Here is an 18,559-nt window from a genome sequence, read left to right on the forward strand (position 1 = left end):
ACCTCTACGTTAAAACCACTCTGTTCTCGTGATCGTCCGTTCGATTTCCGGAAAAGAGTCAATAAAGCTTAGAACCCGCTGAAGCTCTTTTTCCGTTTGAACGCGAGAGGAAGAAACGGCGGCGATTCCAATGCATGTGCGCTGCCACGAATCCTGGTAGGCAATCTCTGAGACAGACACGTTGAACCTGCCGCGGATCCTTGTGATGATCCGCTTCAGAACCGCCCGTTTTTCCTTGAGTGAGGATGCATCATAGATGATGCATTCGCATTCGGCGAAACCGATCACTTTCTTTCAATTTCTTGCATGACATACGCTTCGATCATATCGCCTTCGCGGATGTCATTGTAATTCTTAATGGTGATACCACATTCATATCCTTGTGAAACCTCTTTTACGTCATCTTTAAAGCGTTTGAGAACATCGACTTCGCCTTCGAAGATGACGACGCCGTCGCGAATTAAGCGGATTCCGCTGTCGCGCGTGATCGTACCTTCCGTCACATAGCCTCCGGCAATCGTGCCGATTTTGGAGACTTTGAATGTTTGACGGACTTCGACCATGCCGATCACTTTTTCTTCGTACTCCGGATCAAGCATGCCTTTCATCGCTGCTTCAATTTCGTCGATGACTTTATAGATGATGCGGTGAAGGCGGATATCCACATTTTCGGCTTCGGCGGTACTCTTAGCATTACCGTCAGGTCTTACATTAAACCCGATAACGATCGCATTTGACGCGGAAGCCAAAATGATATCTGATTCGGTAATCGCGCCGACGCCTGTATGAATGATTTTTACCCTGACGCCTTCCACTTCGATTTTTTGAAGAGCTGCCGCCAGCGCTTCAACAGAGCCTTGAACATCGGCTTTTACGACAAGATTGATATCTTTGACGTCTCCTTGTTTGATCTGTTCAAATAAGTCGTCAAGGCTGAGCTTCGCTTTATCGCTGCGCTGTTCTTCAAGCTGTTTGGAAGCGCGCGCTTCACCGACCGAGCGGGCCGTTTTTTCGTCTTTGAAGACAAGGAACTGATCCCCGGCGTTCGGAACTTCGTTAAGACCTGTGATTTCAACAGGAGTTGACGGGCCGGCCGCTTTGACGCGTCTGCCGACATCGTTGACCATCGCACGCACGCGGCCGAACGTGTTTCCGACAACGATCGGATCTCCGACGCGAAGCGTTCCGTTTTGGACGAGCAATGTTGCCACAGAGCCTTTTCCTTTATCAAGTTCGGCTTCGATGACCGTACCTTTCGCCCTGCGGTTTGGATTCGCTTTAAGCTCCTCTACTTCGCTGACAAGCAGAATCATTTCAATCAGCTCGTCGATTCCTTCGCCTGAAAGAGCGGAAAGCGGAACGAAAATCGTGTCTCCTCCCCATGCTTCCGGAACGAGGCCGTGCTCTGTCAGCTCTTGCATGACGCGGTCCGGGTTTGCCGTCGGTTTATCGATTTTATTAACGGCGACGATAATCGGCACCTCTGCGGCTTTTGCGTGGTTGATCGCTTCGACCGTCTGAGGCATAACCCCGTCATCAGCCGCGACGACGAGAATCGTAATATCGGTTACTTCCGCTCCGCGGGCGCGCATTGTCGTGAATGCGGCGTGTCCCGGCGTATCGAGGAACGTGATTTTTTTGCCGTTTTCTTCGATTTGATAAGCGCCGATATGCTGCGTGATACCCCCTGCTTCTCCTTCGACAACCTTCGTTTTGCGGATGCTGTCAAGAAGCGTCGTTTTTCCGTGGTCAACGTGACCCATGATCGTCACGACAGGCGGACGGATTTCAAGATCTTCTTCGCGATCAGGCTCCTCGTACTTTTCAAATTCGGTTTCTTCGTGGACGATCACTTCTTCGACTTCAACGCCGTATTCGGAAGCGATCAGTTCAACCGTATCTTTGTCGAGATCCTGGTTGATCGTCGCCATAGTTCCGAGCAGCATCAGTTTTTTAATGATTTCTGACGGCTCTTTGCCGAGTTCTTCGGCCAGCTGGCCGACCGTCATTGAATTTGTAAACGAGATTTTTTCAGGCAGTTCCTTTTTCGGTTTAACCTGCTTCTCCTGCGGAGAATGATGGTTTCTATTGCGCTTGTTTTTTTTGTTGTTGTTGTTTTTCTTCTTGTTTTTGTTGTTAAATTGAGTATTTTGCACGTTATTCTTCTTTCCGTCTCGATTTTTCTTTGGCTTAGTTCCGGCATTCTGTTTTGCGGCTTCTTGCTGAGGTTTTTGGCCGCTTCGATCGGCGCTTTTTTTGTTTTCGGCCTGCTTGTTTCCCGCAGGCTGTCCGGCGCCTTTTTTGAATTTTTTATCAAGCTGTTTGATTGCACTTTCTTCAATCATTGCCATATGGTTATTGACTTCGATATTCATATCTTTCAATGACGCGATGACATCCTTACTTGAAACATTTATGGCTTTTGCATATTCATAAACTCTCATTTTAGCCATTCGTTCACCCCCAAAAAAATTAATCGAGCTTTCGGAGCAACGTTTGCGCAAAGCCTTGATCAGTGACGGCCACTGCCACACGGGATTCTTTGCCGATTGCACGGCCGAGAATCGTACGGTCTCCGACTTTTTTACACGGCACGCCGTAGTACTTGCATTTGTCGGTTACCTTTTTCTCCGTGTTGGCTGATGCGTCTTCTGCAAGCAAAACAAGCTTTGCGCGCAAATGCCTGATTTCCTTCACAACCAGGTCTTCTCCGGACACGACCTTTCGAGCTCGATTCGCCAGGCCCAGCAAGGAAAACCACTCTGATTCCGACATCTATCTGGTCTCCTTTTCCGCCAGTTCCAGCAATTCATCAAAAATCTGATCATCAATTTGTGCCTGAAGCTGATTTGCTAAGCTGTTTTTCTTTTTTGCGGTTAAGATTACGTCTTTATCAAGCGTAAGGTAAGCTCCCCGGCCGTTCTTTTTGCCAGTCGGGTCTACTGAAACTTCCCCTTCTTTGGAGCGGACGACGCGGATGAGCTCCTTTTTAGGCTTCATTTCCCCTGTTACGACGCATTTTCGAAGCGGGATCTTCTTTCGGCTTTTCACCAAAGGTCACCTCTTATTCATCCGTTTCTGGAGTTTCGCTCTCTAAAAAGAGCTCTTCAGACTCTTCTTCAAGCTCCCTTGGATAAATCCCAAGTTCCCTTGCATCAGTTTCGCTTTTAATATCGATTTTCCAGCTTGTCAGCTTTGCGGCCAGCCGGGCGTTTTGGCCCCTTTTGCCGATGGCGAGCGAAAGCTGGTAATCAGGGACGATGACGGTTGTCGCCTTGTCTTCCTCATTGACGATGACATCAAGGACTTTGGAAGGGCTCAGCGCATTTGCGACAAATTCGACGGGATCGCTTGACCAGTGGACAATGTCGATTTTCTCGCCTTTCAGTTCATTGACGATCGCTTGCACGCGCTGTCCTTTAGGGCCGACGCAGGCGCCGACCGGATCGATGTCTGGATCGTCCGTCCGGACGGAGATTTTCGAGCGGTCTCCTGCTTCTCTCGCCACAGACTTAAGCTCGACGGTTCCATCGTAGATTTCAGGAACTTCGATTTCGAAGAGGCGCTTTAATAATCCGGGATGAGTTCTTGAAACATAAATCTGCGGACCCTTCGTCGTTTTCTCGACCTTTGTGATGTACACTTTGATCCGGTCGTGAGGCTTGTAGACCTCGTTCGGCATTTGTTCAGAGACGGGCAATAGCGCCTCGATTTTGCCCAGAGAAACGTAGATGAACTTATTGTCGATCCGCTGGACGATGCCTGTCATGATATCTTCTTCACGGTCGATAAATTCTGAATAGATGACGCCCCGCTCGGCTTCGCGGACGCGCTGGGTAACCACCTGCTTCGCCGTCTGGGCGGCGATGCGGCCGAAATCTTTCGGGGTAACTTCTATTTCCACGACGTCCCCGACAATATAGTTCGGGTTGATGTTTCTGGCGTTTTCAATCGAGATTTCAAGGCGCGGATCATAGACTTCGTCCACGACGTCCTTGCGTGCGAAAACGCGGATTGTGCCGGTGTCGCGGTTTAAATCGACCCTGACATTCTGCGCCTGGTTAAAGTTCCGCTTGTATGCGGAAATGAGCGCAGCCTCAATTGCATCAATAATAATTTCCTTACTGATTCCCTTTTCTTTCTCAAGAACAGTCAGGGCATCTAACAACTCACTACTCATGTTTATGGTTTCCCCCTTAAACAGTCAAAAATTAATTGAACGAAACAGCCAGCCTTGCTTTTGCTATTTTTTCGTACGGTATCTGGATTTTTTTCTGCCGTGTTTTGATCGTGACTGTAATTTCTACGGTTTCACCGTCAAATGCAGAAAGCTCGCCTTCGAATTCTTTATTGCCTTCAATAGGTTCGTACGTCTTAATGTATACGTTTTTTCCGAGCGCTTTCGTGAAATCGGCTTCTTTCTTTAAAGGCCGTTCCGCTCCGGGAGATGATACTTCAAGAAAGTAGTTCTGCTGAATCGGATCAGCCTCGTCAAGCTTTTCACTCAGCGCTTCGCTAACCTTTGCACATTCTTCGATGTCGACGCCGTCATCAGAATCAATAAACACGCGAAGGAACCAGTTTTGCCCTTCCTTGACAAATTCGATGTCAACGAGTTCAAGCTGAAGATTGTCTAATATGGGCTGAACCATTTCGCTTGCTGTTTCGACCACTTTGCTACTCATACTTTTCCTCCTTGTGCAGGCTCCCATTCATCAGCTCTCTCGTAAAAACCCCGCTTTTTAAGAAGCAGGGGCTAAAGAAAAGACGATGAACATGTCGAGACAAAATTGCCTGTTCAATACAAAAGAGCGGGTTTCCCCACTCTTCGCCTCGGCTATCGTTAGCATTTCCAATAAAACTATACCATAACCATATTTTTATTGCAAATCGGTTGCGGTTTTCTCCTTTATTTTGAACGACTTTTCGTTCATTCGCTCCGCATGTTCTGAAATGACGGAAGCAGACGTACTCGGATGAATAATCCGGAAGCCGTCATAATCCGGATAAAGGGTGCCGTCGTCCTGAATGCCGGTTAAAATCCAAAATTGGCTTCCGGCGCCGCCCTGTGACTCGATGATATCAAGCCAGGTGCTGTAGACGGCATCCCGCCTCGCTTTGTCCAGGTAGCCGTATTCCTCCAGAACGACGGGCTTGCCGATTTCGTTTCCGTCACGAATATGATCCAAAATCCACCGGTTTCCCCATTCCGCGGTTTTGCCCCAATGGTCGGGATACAGGTGGAAGGTTCCGTAATCAATGCCGGGCAAGGCGGTCAGCCGCTTCCAGTCAACGCCTTCTCCGCCTCCGTATGTCCAGTCCGGATGGCCTTCAATCCGATAAAACCCTTCATCTCCTGCCGCGACAAGATGGTTTTGATCGATTGATTTAATAAATGCGCTCATTTCATCAGCCCATTCAATGAGCGTGTCGCCGCTATTATCCGACTGAACCCTTGGCTCGTTTGCCAGTTCCCATGTCATAATGGCGGGATCGTCCTTATACTTTACGCCCGTATAAGTGTTTACCCGGTTCAGCATATAAGCGACATAATCTTTATAAGCCTGTTTAATGCCGGGATGGGTATAAAACGCATCATGTCCGGAAGCCTGAAACCATCTGACGTATTGATTCATCCCGCCGAAATCGTCCCAGTTGTTCACAAAGGGAATGACCAGTTTTATCCCGGTCTGGCCCGCTTTGTAAATGGCGTAATCAAGCTTTGAAAAGCCTGATTCATCGAATACCCCGGGCCTTGGCTGCATGACGGAGTTTTCTTGCGGCGTGCCGTCAAGAAAGCCCCAAATCCGGATCACTTTCAGATTCATCGCTTTCATATCTTCAAATACATCATCGACCATTTTTTTAGATTTGTAGTGAAAATAATAGTTATTGGTTCCTGCAAAATAAAAATCTTTTCCGTTCAATTTAAAAATTGTTCCCGATGTCTCCACAAAAGGAGATGCGGCAAATGCCCGGTTATCGCCGGGCAGCATGGCCGAACATGCCGCTAACAGCACCATCAGCAAGTGCAGCAACATTTTTCGCGCTTTCATGGTTCTCCCCGCTTTCACTGAGGTGACGGCGGCATCTGATTTTCGCCGCCGCTCCCTGTCTTTTTAATCGCCCGTTTCTTTAAGGCGTGACTTTCACTTTCACGGCTACTTCGACACCCTTCGGCCACATTTCAAATGTAAAGGTCGAATCGCTCTTCAAGAAGTGTAAAACGCGCTCTCTGAGATACAGCTTCCCGGCTTTTTCATAAAAATCTTCGTCATAGTTCAAGTATGGCGTCCATGACCATACGTCTTCAAGAACCGGCCTGCCGGTCGAGTCCACGACACCTTTAACGGTGGCGAGCTTCGTCCCGTTTAAAGAAGCGGGGATTTCCAAATCTCCCTTGATATTCGACCTGCTGATCGTAAACTCATCTTTCTCAAGCTTCGGCGCGCCATACAGAATCACGTCGGCCACCTGGCTCGCTCCTTTGTCAAACGCAAAGGTAAGCTCTGCCTTCGTTCCGAATGCCGGCGATCCGTCAATGAGCTTTGCCAAATATGATGCTTTGATCGTCACCGACTGTCCGGAGACCGTATAATCAGTTCCGTTTTGCAATTGTTCCGATCGGTGCCGGATTCCCGCAAACTTGTTTCCGCTCAGGCGGATTTCCATCGTCTGATCGGTGATGGACTGCCCTTTTCTGATATAAAGGTCTCCCGGATTGACGATGGCATTAGAGATGCCCCGCCCCGCTTGAATGACGATGTCTTTTACAACCGGATCGCGCCAGGTTCTTGTTGTCCGGTCGAACTGGTCATTCCCATTATCCCACCACATGGTGACCATTTGATATTTGTGAGCCAGTCCGACAAGCGCATCGTGGTAAAGACGCTTGGAATACTTCTCATTGGCGCCCAGCGTCCCGTACTCGCCGATAATGACCGGATAACCTTTCGCAACGAATGTTTCATAAACCGGTTTAATATCCCGCTCCATGTCTTCGATATCTTTGGACGTTCCCCAAGTCGTCCGGCCCCACCAGTTGGAGACATAGTCCCATGGGGAATAGTAGTGGAAGGTCAGCACGATTCTGTCATCATCAGGCGGTTCAAATGTATTGAGCAGCTCATCCTTGTTGTCTTCCAGCCCGCCGACGATAACGAGACGCTCGGCATTTTGCCCGCCTGTAGCGCGGATCATCCTCAACATCTCACGGTTGAGGAGATTCAATTGATAGGCGCTCATTCCCGTCGGTTCATTGACGATTTCAAAGAGCAGACGGTCGCTTTTGTTTTTGAAGCGGTCTGCGATCTGTGTCCATACTTTACCCAGTTTTTCCAGCGTTTCCTGCTGGCTGCTTCCCATGCGGTTGATCCACAGCCATGAATCGTGATGGACATTTAATACGACATAGAAGTCTCTTTTTAACGCCCAGTCTGTGACTTGTTCCACCCGATTCATCCACTCCGGGGCAATCTTGTAATCCGGAGCGCCGCCGATATGCGAATCCCAGGTCACGGGAATTCTGACGCTTTTAAACCCTGCCTCGCGAATATCGTCAAATGTGTGCTCCTGAACAGGCGGGTTGTTCCATGAGCCTTCGGTGGGGACGGCATCAAGCGTGTTGCCGAGATTCCAGCCGGGGCTCATCTTTTCCAAAAGGTCTAACGGTTTATTCTCAACTGTCGCTTTTGTTTCCCTTTCTGTTCCCGAGGCCGGAATCGCGCCAAGAGCAGCCGTTCCCATGAACAAAAATAAGACGATGATCGATTTTATGCACTTATCTCTCAATCTTTTATCCTCCTTATTTCGCATCTTTATTTGTAGAGTAAAGCGGCGGCGCCGTTCGCTTAAGGTCAGCACCGCCTCTATTTAAAGCGTTTTCAAAAATATGCTGAGTTCTCTACGCATCTCCGATTAAGCGGTCATACTCGGCATACGCTGTCGCGATGTCGACTTGGGACCAAAAACGGTGGTAAATGAATGTCGGCAGACCATTTTCCCATTTGCCGGTATCCGGGTTCCACGATGTTCGGTATTTGTTTTCCAAATAAGTCCATTTCGGATCGTTTTTGATCTTTGGACGGAGATCCGTATGGCTGATATAGACGCCGTTTCCTCCTTTAGCAGGGTCGGACGGCACGGTATTCGGTCCGGGGATGGTGTTTCCCTGGCCGTTCCTTCCGCTCCAGCCGTTCGGGAAGTAGATTTCCTCCGTAAAGTAGCGGACGTAATCGGCATGCTCTTCCTCTGCCGCAATACCGATCCCGTCATTTTTATTCCACGCCGAATCGAGCAGGCCTTTCGCGAGGTTTTTGGCGCGGTTTCCGAGAGCGGTGAAGCTTCCTGTTTCGGCTTTTGTTCCAGCCGCAAAGAAAACAAGCGTTTTAATATAGCTTCCGAGAACACCGACATCCTGTGACGGGCTCTTTGTCGTAACGTGCAGCCCCGGGTTGCCCGTAAAGGAAGCGAAACCTTTCCACGTGTCGGGCTGACCGCTCCATTCTAGATTGGACGGAATCCAAAATTCGCCCGGATCAGGCTCTGTGGCAACATTCGGGTTGTTGCCGCCGTAAATTCTTTCTCCCGCTTCATTCAAATAATAGCCCTCATCGTCTGACAGCGGACGTTCGTTAACAAAAACATAGTCCATCGAATAAGCGGTCCATTTTTCAATGACGGTCTTTGCCATTTTAAAATTCTCGGAAGATGTGTCGCCTTTTGCAGCCAAAATATAATACAGTTCAGCGACCCTTTCCATCGGCCAGGCTTGCATGCCGAACCAATTGTTTGAAGGCGGATCATGGTAAACCGGCGCTTCTGTGTACGCCATGCCATAAAACGTGCTGACATCCTCCGGATACCGGCTGTAGTTGCCGTTCCAGCTGTTTGTAGCGCCGCCGGCGATCGCACCTTCTGAAGAAAGCAGCCACGTATACAGTTCAAGCTGCCGTTTCAGCGCGGTTTCCCAGTCGGCGCGCGCCGAAGGCGAATTTGGAATCAGGCCACCTTCAGACGTAGACAGCGCATATGAGGCAACCGGATTTTGATAGCCTTGATGCACATGGCTTGCGCCGATCCGCCAAGCCCAGTTCGCATACTGTCCGAGCCCGCCTCCCCATGCGGTGTACCATGCCATTAAATAATGGCAGGCGTCTTTGCCCGATCCCCTTTGCGGCGATCCTCCAGAAGCGCTCCCAATCCTTTGGAAATATTTATCATACATGCCGTAGCGGAGAAAGTCCCCCATCTTTTTGGCTTTGTTCAAATACGTTGAATTGTTGTAGCCCCACTGCTTTGCCCAGTACATCGCCTGAATGGCGCGGGCATCGGCATCCGTCGCGTTCGTGTAGCGCCATTGCGGAGCAGGCGCCTGATTTTCTTTTGTGAACAGGCTCATAAACCCTTCATTTGCTTTTCCAAAGGTCTGATCATCCTGGGACGGATGCGGAATCGTTTCCCAGACTGATTCCTGTTCTCCGCGCTGATAAGTGTTGACGTAGGCAGCAGTATGGGAAGGGTTCAGAAGATTGCCGAATCCATACCAGTTGTCAACGTCCAGCAGCCAGTGCATCAAATACGTTTCATTGCTTCCGTATGTGGCTTTCAGCTCGGCGTCAAGCGGGTCGTTTCCTGCGGGATACTGTCCGGTAAGAGGCGACGGGTAGCGGTCAGGAAAGGGATGTTCAGCGGCGTATGTGGCAGGGCTTGAAGGGTTGTAGTAGCGCATCGTCGGCTGTTCTTCTTTTCCGTCTCCTTCATTGACGGGGATGATATATTTCTCCATGTTGTCCCAAGCGGCTTCAAGCTTAGCCCAGTCTTGCGTGTAACGCCCGTACATCGCTTCGAGCCACAGCCAATAGCTGTATGCTTCAGATGTCGTCATATGGCCGTAGTCCGGAGCTTCACAGATGAGTGTTTCAATGGAGTGGTACGGAATGCCCTCCGGGGAAAAATAACCGTTATTCGGATTTTTAATCTGCTCATACAATTGCATAAAACGGGTTTTGTTGTCCATGGTGTGTCCTCCTTTTAAAGCTTCTCCATGTTTTGCACGCCGGGTTTCCATCCCGGCTTTTTACTTCGGCTCGTTTCCGAATACGAGCCGTCCTCCATCATAAACAGGGATATACCGGGTTTTCGCAAGCATATATGACAGTCCTTGGTAGGAGTAATCGTTATTCGGATTCCAAAAGGCCGTTCCCGACGGTGCCGAAATGCGAAATTGCGCTTCCTTTTTGTGAGCCGATTGTCCGCCCGGATAAATCGGCACACCGCTGAAGCTGACTTCCGTGTAGTAAACGTGATTCTTTGCATCATAAGGCTTCAGCTGAGACACGGTTGCCCCCTCGTGATATCCTCCGAGTGCGACTTTGATGTCGTCGGCTGAATATCCGGCACCCGCCGCTTCAGTAAGGTCAATGTAATAGCGGAAAGACAGTTGATCGGATTTTCTTGCCGGCCATCCCGACCGGTTGTTGAGCTGCACCCGTATTTCGGTGAAATTGATTCCTGAGCTGTTGACGGACGCTTCTGCAAAAAACTCGTCATCCGGCGTTTCGTTTTCAGGGAAGCCGGGCAGCGGCAATTGTCCCACTCCATGCAGTTCATACATTTTCGCAATATTCCCCGTAAAAGCGGCATTGTAGTCAATCGCTACCTCGTTTGATACATAGTCTGATGTCTCATCCCGGTATGAATCGTCTCTTCCCGGTCCGCCGACCAGTGCTCCGTAAAGCGTATGCCGGTGGTTTTCAGGCACGTTCATATTGTCGGCCCATGACCCGTGTGCAGTCCGGTGATGCGGATGTTTCGGCGGATTTGTTCCATAGCCGACAACGAAGCTGCGCTTCCCCGGATTGTCTCCAAGCATATAGTTGATTTGCTGTTCGGCAAAATCGCGATACCTTTTCGCTTTAGCCTCGTCTTTTACCCAATCTGAATAAACAAACGCGAGAAACGCGGCATTTGATGCATAACGGAGCGAGCCCCACTGTTCAAGCCACGCCAGCCCTCCCGGCGTATATGTGATTCTTTCCGTGCTTCCGTCATGCTTGTAGCCGGTTGACCAGTAATCAAGGTTGCGCTCGACACTCGCGGTAAAGCGGGAATCGTTCGTCAGACGTGCCAACAGGAGCTGTGCCCCGTATGTGACGTCATCCCACGAAATGGTCCAGCGGTAAGGCCAGCTTGCCGGATCTCCCCAGTCGTTGACCGAAGAGAGCGCTTTGTCCAGATATCGCTCTTCATCGGTTGCCAGATACAGCCATACGGCTCCCCATGTCAATTCGTCCTTATACCCGCTCCACGAATTGTAATATTGCCGGGCATCTGTGATACAGTCGGAATATTTGCCGCGGTATCGGTCAGCGAAATCATACAGCTGCTTCGCGTGCGTTATAAGTGTCGCGGCATATGAGGAATCTGTCGGCTGAAAGACGATTGAAGCTGCAGCGAGGGCAGCAGCGGTACCGCCTGCTAAATCCGAACCGGGGCAGCCGGCATCAATCTTGTAGGCGGGACGCTTCATCGGCATGACTTCAGCCGGCCCCCACCAGCCGTGGTCAGCGGCTCCATTGCCGACCTGCCCCCAATATTCGTTAGGAGCTGTATGCGCTTTAATAAAATAATCCGTCGCCCATTTTAAATTGTCCAAAATCGCCCCGAGCTGTCCGGCTGCTATATACGCATCGCGGTATTCATAAACCGACCAGGCTAAAACGGCGGCAGAATACGCCATCGGCAGCCCGAACTTCACATGATCTCCGGCATCATACCATCCGCCGGTTAAATCGCGGCCGGCGTCCTTTCCGTCATCAAGCCCTGAATCGCCTCTCCAATTCAGCCGGCTGTTGTCGGGGAGTTTGCCTGAGCGCTGCGCTTCATAAAACAAGATCGACTTTTGCAGGAGCTCAGCGTAATTTTGCTGATTGTCCGCCGCATATGCCGTACTGTCCCTTTCAGAAAACGGCATCATAACCGCGGCGGCCAAAAGTACAGCAAGCGAGAAAAGCGCTTTCATTTTTGAAAAAACGGTCCGTTTCACATGATTCATCCCCCTCACCTCTGTTTACCGATAAAACTAAAAGTTTGCTACATCCTCCTCACCTCCTTTCAGTTAAAGCTCATAGTGTCTGCCAATAACAGAGAGATTCTGAATGCAACCTTTTTTGAGGGGGCGGTTAACATGGGGAAATGGTGTACTGTATAAAAACTTAGTTTGTTTAAACGAGAAACAAACTAAAGAGATTGATAGCTTTTTGTCTTCAAATCTGAGATTCTTTTGAAGATATTAACATTATTGTATATTTTATGTCAATGGATCTGGCAGCCCTTTATGCAGAATGAGGCATTTCCTCCTGCAGCTGTCCTATTCGAAGAAAACCTAACAAAAAAAACTGCCGACAAAGCCGGCAGTTTTAGAATAAAGAAAGCTGATTCTGTTCCGGAAGCGACTCTAAGCAGCCGTGCCGCTCCAAGTATTCCATAAGGGTTTTCGAAACCTTTCCCCTTTTTTGCAAATCTTCTTTTGAAAGAAATTCGCCTTCCTCCCTTGCCTTGACAATATTTAAAGCGGCGTTTGTACCAAGGCCCGGAATGGAGTTGAAAGGAGGGATCAGGCTGTTGCCGTCAATAATAAATTCTGAGGCGCTTGACCTGTATAAATCCACCTTTTGGAAAGAAAATCCCCTTTCACACATTTCAAGCGCCAGCTCAAGCACGGTAAGCAAGCTTTTCTCTTTCGGAGAAGCGTCAAGCCCCTTGCTGTTGATGTCATCCATGACGGCTCTGATCGCGGTCGAGCCTTTGATCATCGTATCGATATCGAAATCATCGGCGCGGACCGTAAAGTATGCCGCGTAATAAAGCAGAGGGTGGTGCACTTTAAAATATGCGATCCGGACGGCCATCAGCACATAGGCGGTGGCGTGGGCTTTCGGGAACATGTATTTGATTTTCTTGCATGAATCGATGTACCACTCGGGAACATTATTATTCCTCATTTCTTCTTCCCACTCCGGTGTCAAGCCTTTCCCTTTCCGGACAAACTCCATAATTTTAAAGGCCAGGGAAGGTTCAAGGCCCTGATAGATGAGATACACCATAATATCGTCGCGGCATCCGATAACCTCGCTCAGCTCGCATATATTATTATGAATGAGCTCCTGTGCGTTCCCGAGCCAGACGTCCGTGCCGTGAGAAAGTCCGGAAATCTGGACGAGCTCGGAAAATGTCGTAGGCTTTGTATCCTCAAGCATCTGTCTGACGAAACGGGTTCCGAATTCAGGGATTCCGAGCGTACCGGTTTTACAGCCGATCTGCTCTTCTGTGACGCCTAAAGACTCAGGCCCCTGGAAGATTTTCATGACTTCCGGATCATCGGTCGGAATCGTCTTCGGATCGATTCCGCTTAAATCCTGAAGCATGCGGATCACCGTCGGATCATCGTGTCCAAGAATATCAAGCTTCAGCAGATTGTCGTGAATCGAATGGAAGTCGAAGTGGGTCGTTTTCCATTCTGAATCGGTGGCATCTGCCGGAAACTGGATCGGTGAAAAATCGTAAATATCCATATAGTCCGGAACGACGATGATTCCGCCCGGGTGCTGGCCCGTCGTCCGCTTAACGCCGGTGCACCCCTGCACAAGGCGGTCGATTTCCGCCCCGCGTATATGCAGATTGTTATCGTTCGCATACCCTTTGACATATCCGTAAGCCGTTTTTTCGGCAACCGTGCCGATCGTTCCCGCGCGGTAGACGTTATCTTCCCCGAACAGCACTTTCGTGTAATTGTGGGCGCGGGGCTGATATTCCCCGGAGAAGTTCAAATCGATATCCGGAACCTTGTCCCCTTTAAAGCCCAGGAACGTTTCGAACGGAATATCGTGCCCGTCTTTTTTATAGACGGCCCCGCATTTCGGACAGTCTTTGTCAGGCAAGTCGAATCCCGAGCCGACAGATCCGTCATTGAAAAATTCCGAATGGCAGCAATCAGGACAGACGTAGTGCGGAGGCAGCGGATTAACCTCGGTAATTTCAGTCAATGTCGCAACGAGTGAAGAACCGACCGATCCCCTTGAGCCGACGAGATAACCGTCATCAAGAGAGCGTTTTACGAGCTTGTGGGAAATCAGATAAATAACGGCAAATCCGTGGCCGATAATGCTTTTCAGCTCTTTTTCGATACGCTTCTCCACAATCTCGGGCAAATTTTCGCCGTAAATGCTTTTCGCTTTTTCATAGCTCATGTTGCGGATTTCTTCATCTGCCCCTTCGATCTTCGGCGTATAGAGATCGTCTTTGATCGGTTTGATTTCTTCGATTTTTTCGCTGATCATCCGCGTATTCGTCACAACGATTTCTTTCGCTTTTTCCTTGTCCAAGAATGAAAAGGCTTCAAGCATTTCATCCGTCGAACGGAAATGAACGTTCGGCAGCTCATGCCTGTTCAGCGGATTTGCCCCGCCCTGCGAGGAAATCAAAATCTTTCTGTAGATTTTGTCCTCCGGATTTAAGTAATGCACATTTCCTGTTGCCACGACGGGTATGTTCAGCTTGTCCCCAAGCTTTGTGATGTTTGTAATGATTTCCTTGAGCGATTTTTCATCCCTGACCAGCTCAAGCTCGAGCAGATGGCGGTAGACTTCAGGCGGCATCACTTCAAGATAGTCATAGAACGAAGCGATCTCCTCGACCTCTTCCGGCGATTTCTGCATCATGCCTTCAAATACTTCGCCTTTGTCGCACGCCGAGCCGACTAACAGGCCTTCTCTGTGCTTTTCCAGCTGTGACCGCGGAATTCTCGGCACCCTGTAAAAATAGTTGATGTGTGAAAGTGAAACGAGTTTGAACAGGTTTTTTAAGCCTGTTTCGTTTACCGCCAAAAGTGTCGCATGATAAGGTCTTGAGCGCTGATACGCATTCGACTGCCCCATGTTTTCATTGAGCTGGTCATGATACAAAATATTTTTTTCAGCCGCGTCTTTAAGCATTTTCACGAGGAGATAGCCCGTCGCTTCCGTATCATAAATCGCCCTGTGGTGCTGCGTGAGCTCGATATCGAACTTTTTACAGAGCGTATTCAGTCTGTGGTTTTTGAACTCAGGGTAGAGAAAACGTCCAAGTTCCAGCGTATCGATGACAGGGTTTTGCGCTTTTTCGGTTTTCAGAAGCCGCTTATAGGCGACATTGATGAACCCCATGTCAAAACTCGCATTGTGGGCGACAAGCGTGTGGTCTCCGATCCATTCCTTAAAATCCCTGATCACTTCTTCAACATCTGGTGCGTCTTTGAGCATATCGTCCGTAATTCCCGTCAGCTCAATGATGGTAGCTGATAAAGGACGATGCGGGTTAGCAAACCTTTCAAAACGCTCGATGATTTCCCCGCCTTTTACTTTTACAGCGGCCAATTCGATGATCGTATCGTATACCGCGGACAGCCCCGTCGTTTCGACGTCAAATACGACATAGGTTTCCTCTTCTAAAAGACGGTGCGCGGGGTTGTAAGCGATCGGCACGCCGTCATCTACGAGATTCGCTTCAAGGCCGTAGATCATTTTCACGCCGTGTTTTTTGCTTGCCGCATACGCATCCGGAAACGACTGTACGACGGCGTGATCCGTAATTGCGATGGCGGAATGGTTCCATTTTTTCGCCTGTTCGACAAGCTTGCCGATGCTTGTAACGGCATCCATTTGGCTCATCGGCGAATGAAGGTGAAGTTCAACCCGTTTTTCGTCATCCGGTGCGGTATCTTCGCGCGTTTTCGCTTTGATTTCATTTACATCGTTGGCGATCATAACTAAATCGCGGACGAACGTGTCGTTTTGAATGCTTCCCCGCGCCTTGACCCACATCCCTTTTTTCAAGGATTTCATCAGGTTTGCGTCCTCTTTCTCGCGGGCGAACATTTTGATGAGGATGCTGTTCGTATAATCTGTGATTTTAAAGATGCAAAGCGTTCTGCCGCTCTTGAGCTCCCTTGTTTCAGCATCAAACACATACCCTTGAACCGTAATTCTCCGCTCTTCATCCATGATGCTGTCAAGCGTCCTGATTTCTTCCGTGTCTTTGATCGGATAGCCGATTTGCAGCGGCCCTTGCGGCGCCTCATCTTCAGCGCTTTCTTTATCCTGCTTTTCCATTTCGATTAAGGCCTGAAGGGCGCGTTCCTTGTCTTCAGCCAGCTTTTGTTCTCTGAATTTCTGAATCTCTTGATCTGATACGAAAATTTCAGTCTCGAGCTGAAGCTCGGGAAACCCGAACGTCCGGTAGCTTGCCTGAATGAGTGAAGCGTATTTTTTCTTCAGTGCCGAAGCTTCTGTATCTGTTTTCGTTTTCAGTACGAGTTTGTTCCCTGAAAGTTTAGGCTTTTGCTCATTCAAAAGCGTTAAAATCGGCGGAGAAATGCCGTCTAATTCTTGAATGCAGCGCGTCCAGTAGTCCTGGATGAGCCGCTCGTCCACCGTCCGGTCTTCGGCTTCGATTGAGCATGTCACTTGTGCAATATGGGAAAAGGTGCGTGTCAGCTGGTGATGAAACCGTTCGAAAACCTGATACGGCAGCACGGCTTTAAATTGAAAGTGGAAATGCCAGGTCTTCTTGTTTTTATGAACGGTAAGCTTGATGATCTGCCCGCCTTCAAGATGGCGGATTACTGTATCTTCGGTAAAATTCAGCTGCTGCAGAAGAATTTGAAACTGTCTTCTGTTGACAGAAAGCTGGTCTTCCAAGACAGATTCCTCCCTAAAAGAAAATCATAATGGAAGGTACCTCAGGGATTCCCGAGGTACCTTCCTTTACATTAGTGTAACACGTTTATGAATGTGAAGATAAGCTCTTGATTTGCTTTTCGATGAAGTCTGAAAGCTCGCCGGCTGCGACTTCAAAAGTCTCCCCGGTTTTGCGGATCTTCACTTCGACAATGCCTTCGTCAGCACGCTTTCCGACCGTGATACGGATCGGAAGGCCGATGAGATCGGAGTCCGCAAATTTTACGCCGGCCCTCTCAGCCCTGTCGTCAAATAAAACGTCATAACCCTTCTCTTTACATTCGCCGTATAATCGTTCAGCAAGCTCGGCCTGTGCGTCATTTTTCATGTTGAGCGCGAGAATGTGAAGGTCATACGGGCTCACGCTCAGCGGCCAGATCAGGCCTTTCTCGTCGTGATGCTGTTCGACGATGGCGGAAAGCGTCCGTGAAATACCGATTCCGTAGCAGCCCATCAGCATCGGTTTGGCGCGGCCGTTTTCGTCAAGGAATGTCGCATCCATCGCTTCTGAATAGCGGGTGCCGAGTTTGAATACCTGTCCGACTTCGATTCCCTTTGCAAAGCGGATCGTCCCTTTGCCGTCAGGGGACGGATCTCCCTCCTGGATGAATCGGAGGTCAGCGTATGTGACATTGCCCGCATCGCGGCTGATATTGACGTTTTGATAATGGTAGTCAGCTTTGTTCGCGCCTGCGGCTGCATTTGCCATCGCTTTTACGGCGAAATCGGCGTATACCTCGATGTCCGGGTTAAGGCCTATCGGTCCGACAAAGCCCGGCTCTGTCCCGATGACCAATTGGACTTCTTCAGCGCTTGCGAATTCGATCGTTTGCGCGTTCAGCAGATTTTTCACCTTAATATCGTTCACTTCATGATCCCCTCTTGTCAAGACGAGGACGAAGCGGTCGTCCGCCTTCAGCAGCATCGATTTGATGCAGTCTGACGGGGATACATGTAAAAATCCGGCAAGCTCTTCAATCGTTTTCACGCCTGGCGTATGGACTTCCTGGAGCTCTTTCATGTCTTCGTTTTTGGCTTCAGCGGATTCCAGCACTTCTGCCATTTCGATGTTGGCAGCATATGACGACTGATCTGAATAGGCAATCGTATCTTCCCCGACATCGGATAGCGCCATGAATTCATGCGTGTCCTTTCCGCCCATTGCGCCGGAGTCGGCGATAACCGGCCTGAAATTCAATCCGCATCTCGTAAAGACGTTCATGTAAGCCTGATACATATCGTTGTATGTCTTATCAAGGCTTTCAGCAGATGAATGGAAAGAATACGCGTCTTTCATGATGAATTCGCGGCCTCTCAGCAATCCGAAACGCGGACGCTTTTCATCGCGGAATTTGGATTGGATCTGATAGAGGGTCAGCGGAAGCCGCTTGTACGATTTGATTTCGTCCCGTACGATGCTTGTGATGACCTCTTCGTGTGTGGCGCCGAGCGCAAATTCGCGGCCGTGGCGGTCTTTCAGCCTCATCAGCTCAGGTCCGTATGTATACCATCTTCCGGATTCCTGCCAAGTTTCAGCCTGCTGCAGCGCCGGCATCAGCATTTCAACCGCGTTGATGTTTTCCATCTCTTCGCGGACGATGGCCTGAATCTTTTGAATTACTTTATTGGCAAGGGGCATATAGCTGTATACGCCGCTCGTATTTTGTCGGATAAAACCCGCTCTGAGAAGGAGCTGATGGCTTTTCGCCTCCGCATCAGCCGGCACTTCCCGGAGCGTCGGAATTAGAGTCCTGCTCTGTCTCATTTCGTTCGCACCTCATTTA

The 18,559-nt window shown here is 49.4% G+C and carries 12 protein-coding genes; all 12 read right to left on the bottom strand.

Annotated elements, in window-relative coordinates; translation table 11 throughout:
* Positions 1-9: 9 nt before the first annotated feature.
* Positions 10-288 carry a DUF503 domain-containing protein gene (locus MHB78_RS14790; RefSeq protein ID WP_046128920.1) on the bottom strand — a complete coding sequence of 93 codons (279 nt, stop codon included), beginning with the start codon at positions 286-288 and terminating at the stop codon, positions 10-12.
* Positions 285-2,453, bottom strand: a complete 2,169-nt coding sequence (gene infB / locus MHB78_RS14795; RefSeq protein ID WP_046128921.1) for a translation initiation factor IF-2 — start codon at positions 2,451-2,453, stop codon at positions 285-287. Before infB ends, MHB78_RS14790 begins: the two co-directional genes overlap by 4 nt.
* A gap of 19 nt (positions 2,454-2,472) precedes the next feature.
* Positions 2,473-2,775, bottom strand: coding sequence for a YlxQ family RNA-binding protein (locus tag MHB78_RS14800; protein WP_046128922.1), 303 nt, complete (start codon positions 2,773-2,775; stop codon positions 2,473-2,475).
* Positions 2,776-3,051 carry a YlxR family protein gene (locus MHB78_RS14805; RefSeq protein WP_082094016.1) on the bottom strand — a complete coding sequence of 92 codons (276 nt, stop codon included), beginning with the start codon at positions 3,049-3,051 and terminating at the stop codon, positions 2,776-2,778.
* A 13-nt stretch (positions 3,052-3,064) separates the two neighbouring features.
* The gene (gene nusA / locus MHB78_RS14810; protein WP_046128923.1) at positions 3,065-4,180 is read right to left on the bottom strand and encodes a transcription termination factor NusA; all 1,116 of its coding nucleotides are present in this window, start codon (positions 4,178-4,180) and stop codon (positions 3,065-3,067) included.
* Positions 4,181-4,211: 31 nt separating this feature from the next.
* On the bottom strand, positions 4,212-4,685 hold the full coding sequence (gene rimP / locus MHB78_RS14815; protein ID WP_046128924.1) for a ribosome maturation factor RimP: 474 nt from the start codon (positions 4,683-4,685) through the stop codon (positions 4,212-4,214).
* 195 nt (positions 4,686-4,880) lie between these two features.
* Positions 4,881-6,056, bottom strand: coding sequence for a cellulase family glycosylhydrolase (locus tag MHB78_RS14820; protein ID WP_046128925.1), 1,176 nt, complete (start codon positions 6,054-6,056; stop codon positions 4,881-4,883).
* 79 nt (positions 6,057-6,135) lie between these two features.
* Positions 6,136-7,791 carry a cellulase family glycosylhydrolase gene (locus MHB78_RS14825; RefSeq protein WP_046128926.1) on the bottom strand — a complete coding sequence of 552 codons (1,656 nt, stop codon included), beginning with the start codon at positions 7,789-7,791 and terminating at the stop codon, positions 6,136-6,138.
* A 112-nt stretch (positions 7,792-7,903) separates the two neighbouring features.
* Positions 7,904-10,018, bottom strand: a complete 2,115-nt coding sequence (locus tag MHB78_RS14830; RefSeq protein ID WP_046128927.1) for a glycoside hydrolase family 48 protein — start codon at positions 10,016-10,018, stop codon at positions 7,904-7,906.
* 60 nt (positions 10,019-10,078) lie between these two features.
* Complete coding sequence (locus MHB78_RS14835; protein ID WP_046128928.1) at positions 10,079-12,046, bottom strand: glycoside hydrolase family 9 protein; 1,968 nt, start codon at positions 12,044-12,046, stop codon at positions 10,079-10,081.
* Between the two features lie 373 nt (positions 12,047-12,419).
* Positions 12,420-16,736, bottom strand: coding sequence for a PolC-type DNA polymerase III (locus MHB78_RS14840; RefSeq protein WP_046128929.1), 4,317 nt, complete (start codon positions 16,734-16,736; stop codon positions 12,420-12,422).
* 85 nt (positions 16,737-16,821) lie between these two features.
* Positions 16,822-18,540, bottom strand: coding sequence for a proline--tRNA ligase (locus MHB78_RS14845; RefSeq protein WP_046128930.1), 1,719 nt, complete (start codon positions 18,538-18,540; stop codon positions 16,822-16,824).
* Positions 18,541-18,559: the final 19 nt, after the last annotated feature.

Source organism: Bacillus sp. FSL K6-0138, assembly GCF_037982765.1.
GTDB classification, from domain to species: Bacteria; Bacillota; Bacilli; order Bacillales; family Bacillaceae; genus Bacillus; species Bacillus glycinifermentans.

Coding starts and splice junctions, on each gene's coding strand:
- infB (WP_046128921.1), bottom strand. CDS start 2,453: ATGGCTAAAATGAGAGTTTATGAATATGCAAAAGCCATAAATGTTTCA.
- MHB78_RS14800 (WP_046128922.1), bottom strand. CDS start 2,775: ATGTCGGAATCAGAGTGGTTTTCCTTGCTGGGCCTGGCGAATCGAGCT.
- nusA (WP_046128923.1), bottom strand. CDS start 4,180: ATGAGTAGTGAGTTGTTAGATGCCCTGACTGTTCTTGAGAAAGAAAAG.
- rimP (WP_046128924.1), bottom strand. CDS start 4,685: ATGAGTAGCAAAGTGGTCGAAACAGCAAGCGAAATGGTTCAGCCCATA.
- MHB78_RS14820 (WP_046128925.1), bottom strand. CDS start 6,056: ATGAAAGCGCGAAAAATGTTGCTGCACTTGCTGATGGTGCTGTTAGCG.
- MHB78_RS14830 (WP_046128927.1), bottom strand. CDS start 10,018: ATGGACAACAAAACCCGTTTTATGCAATTGTATGAGCAGATTAAAAAT.
- MHB78_RS14845 (WP_046128930.1), bottom strand. CDS start 18,540: ATGAGACAGAGCAGGACTCTAATTCCGACGCTCCGGGAAGTGCCGGCT.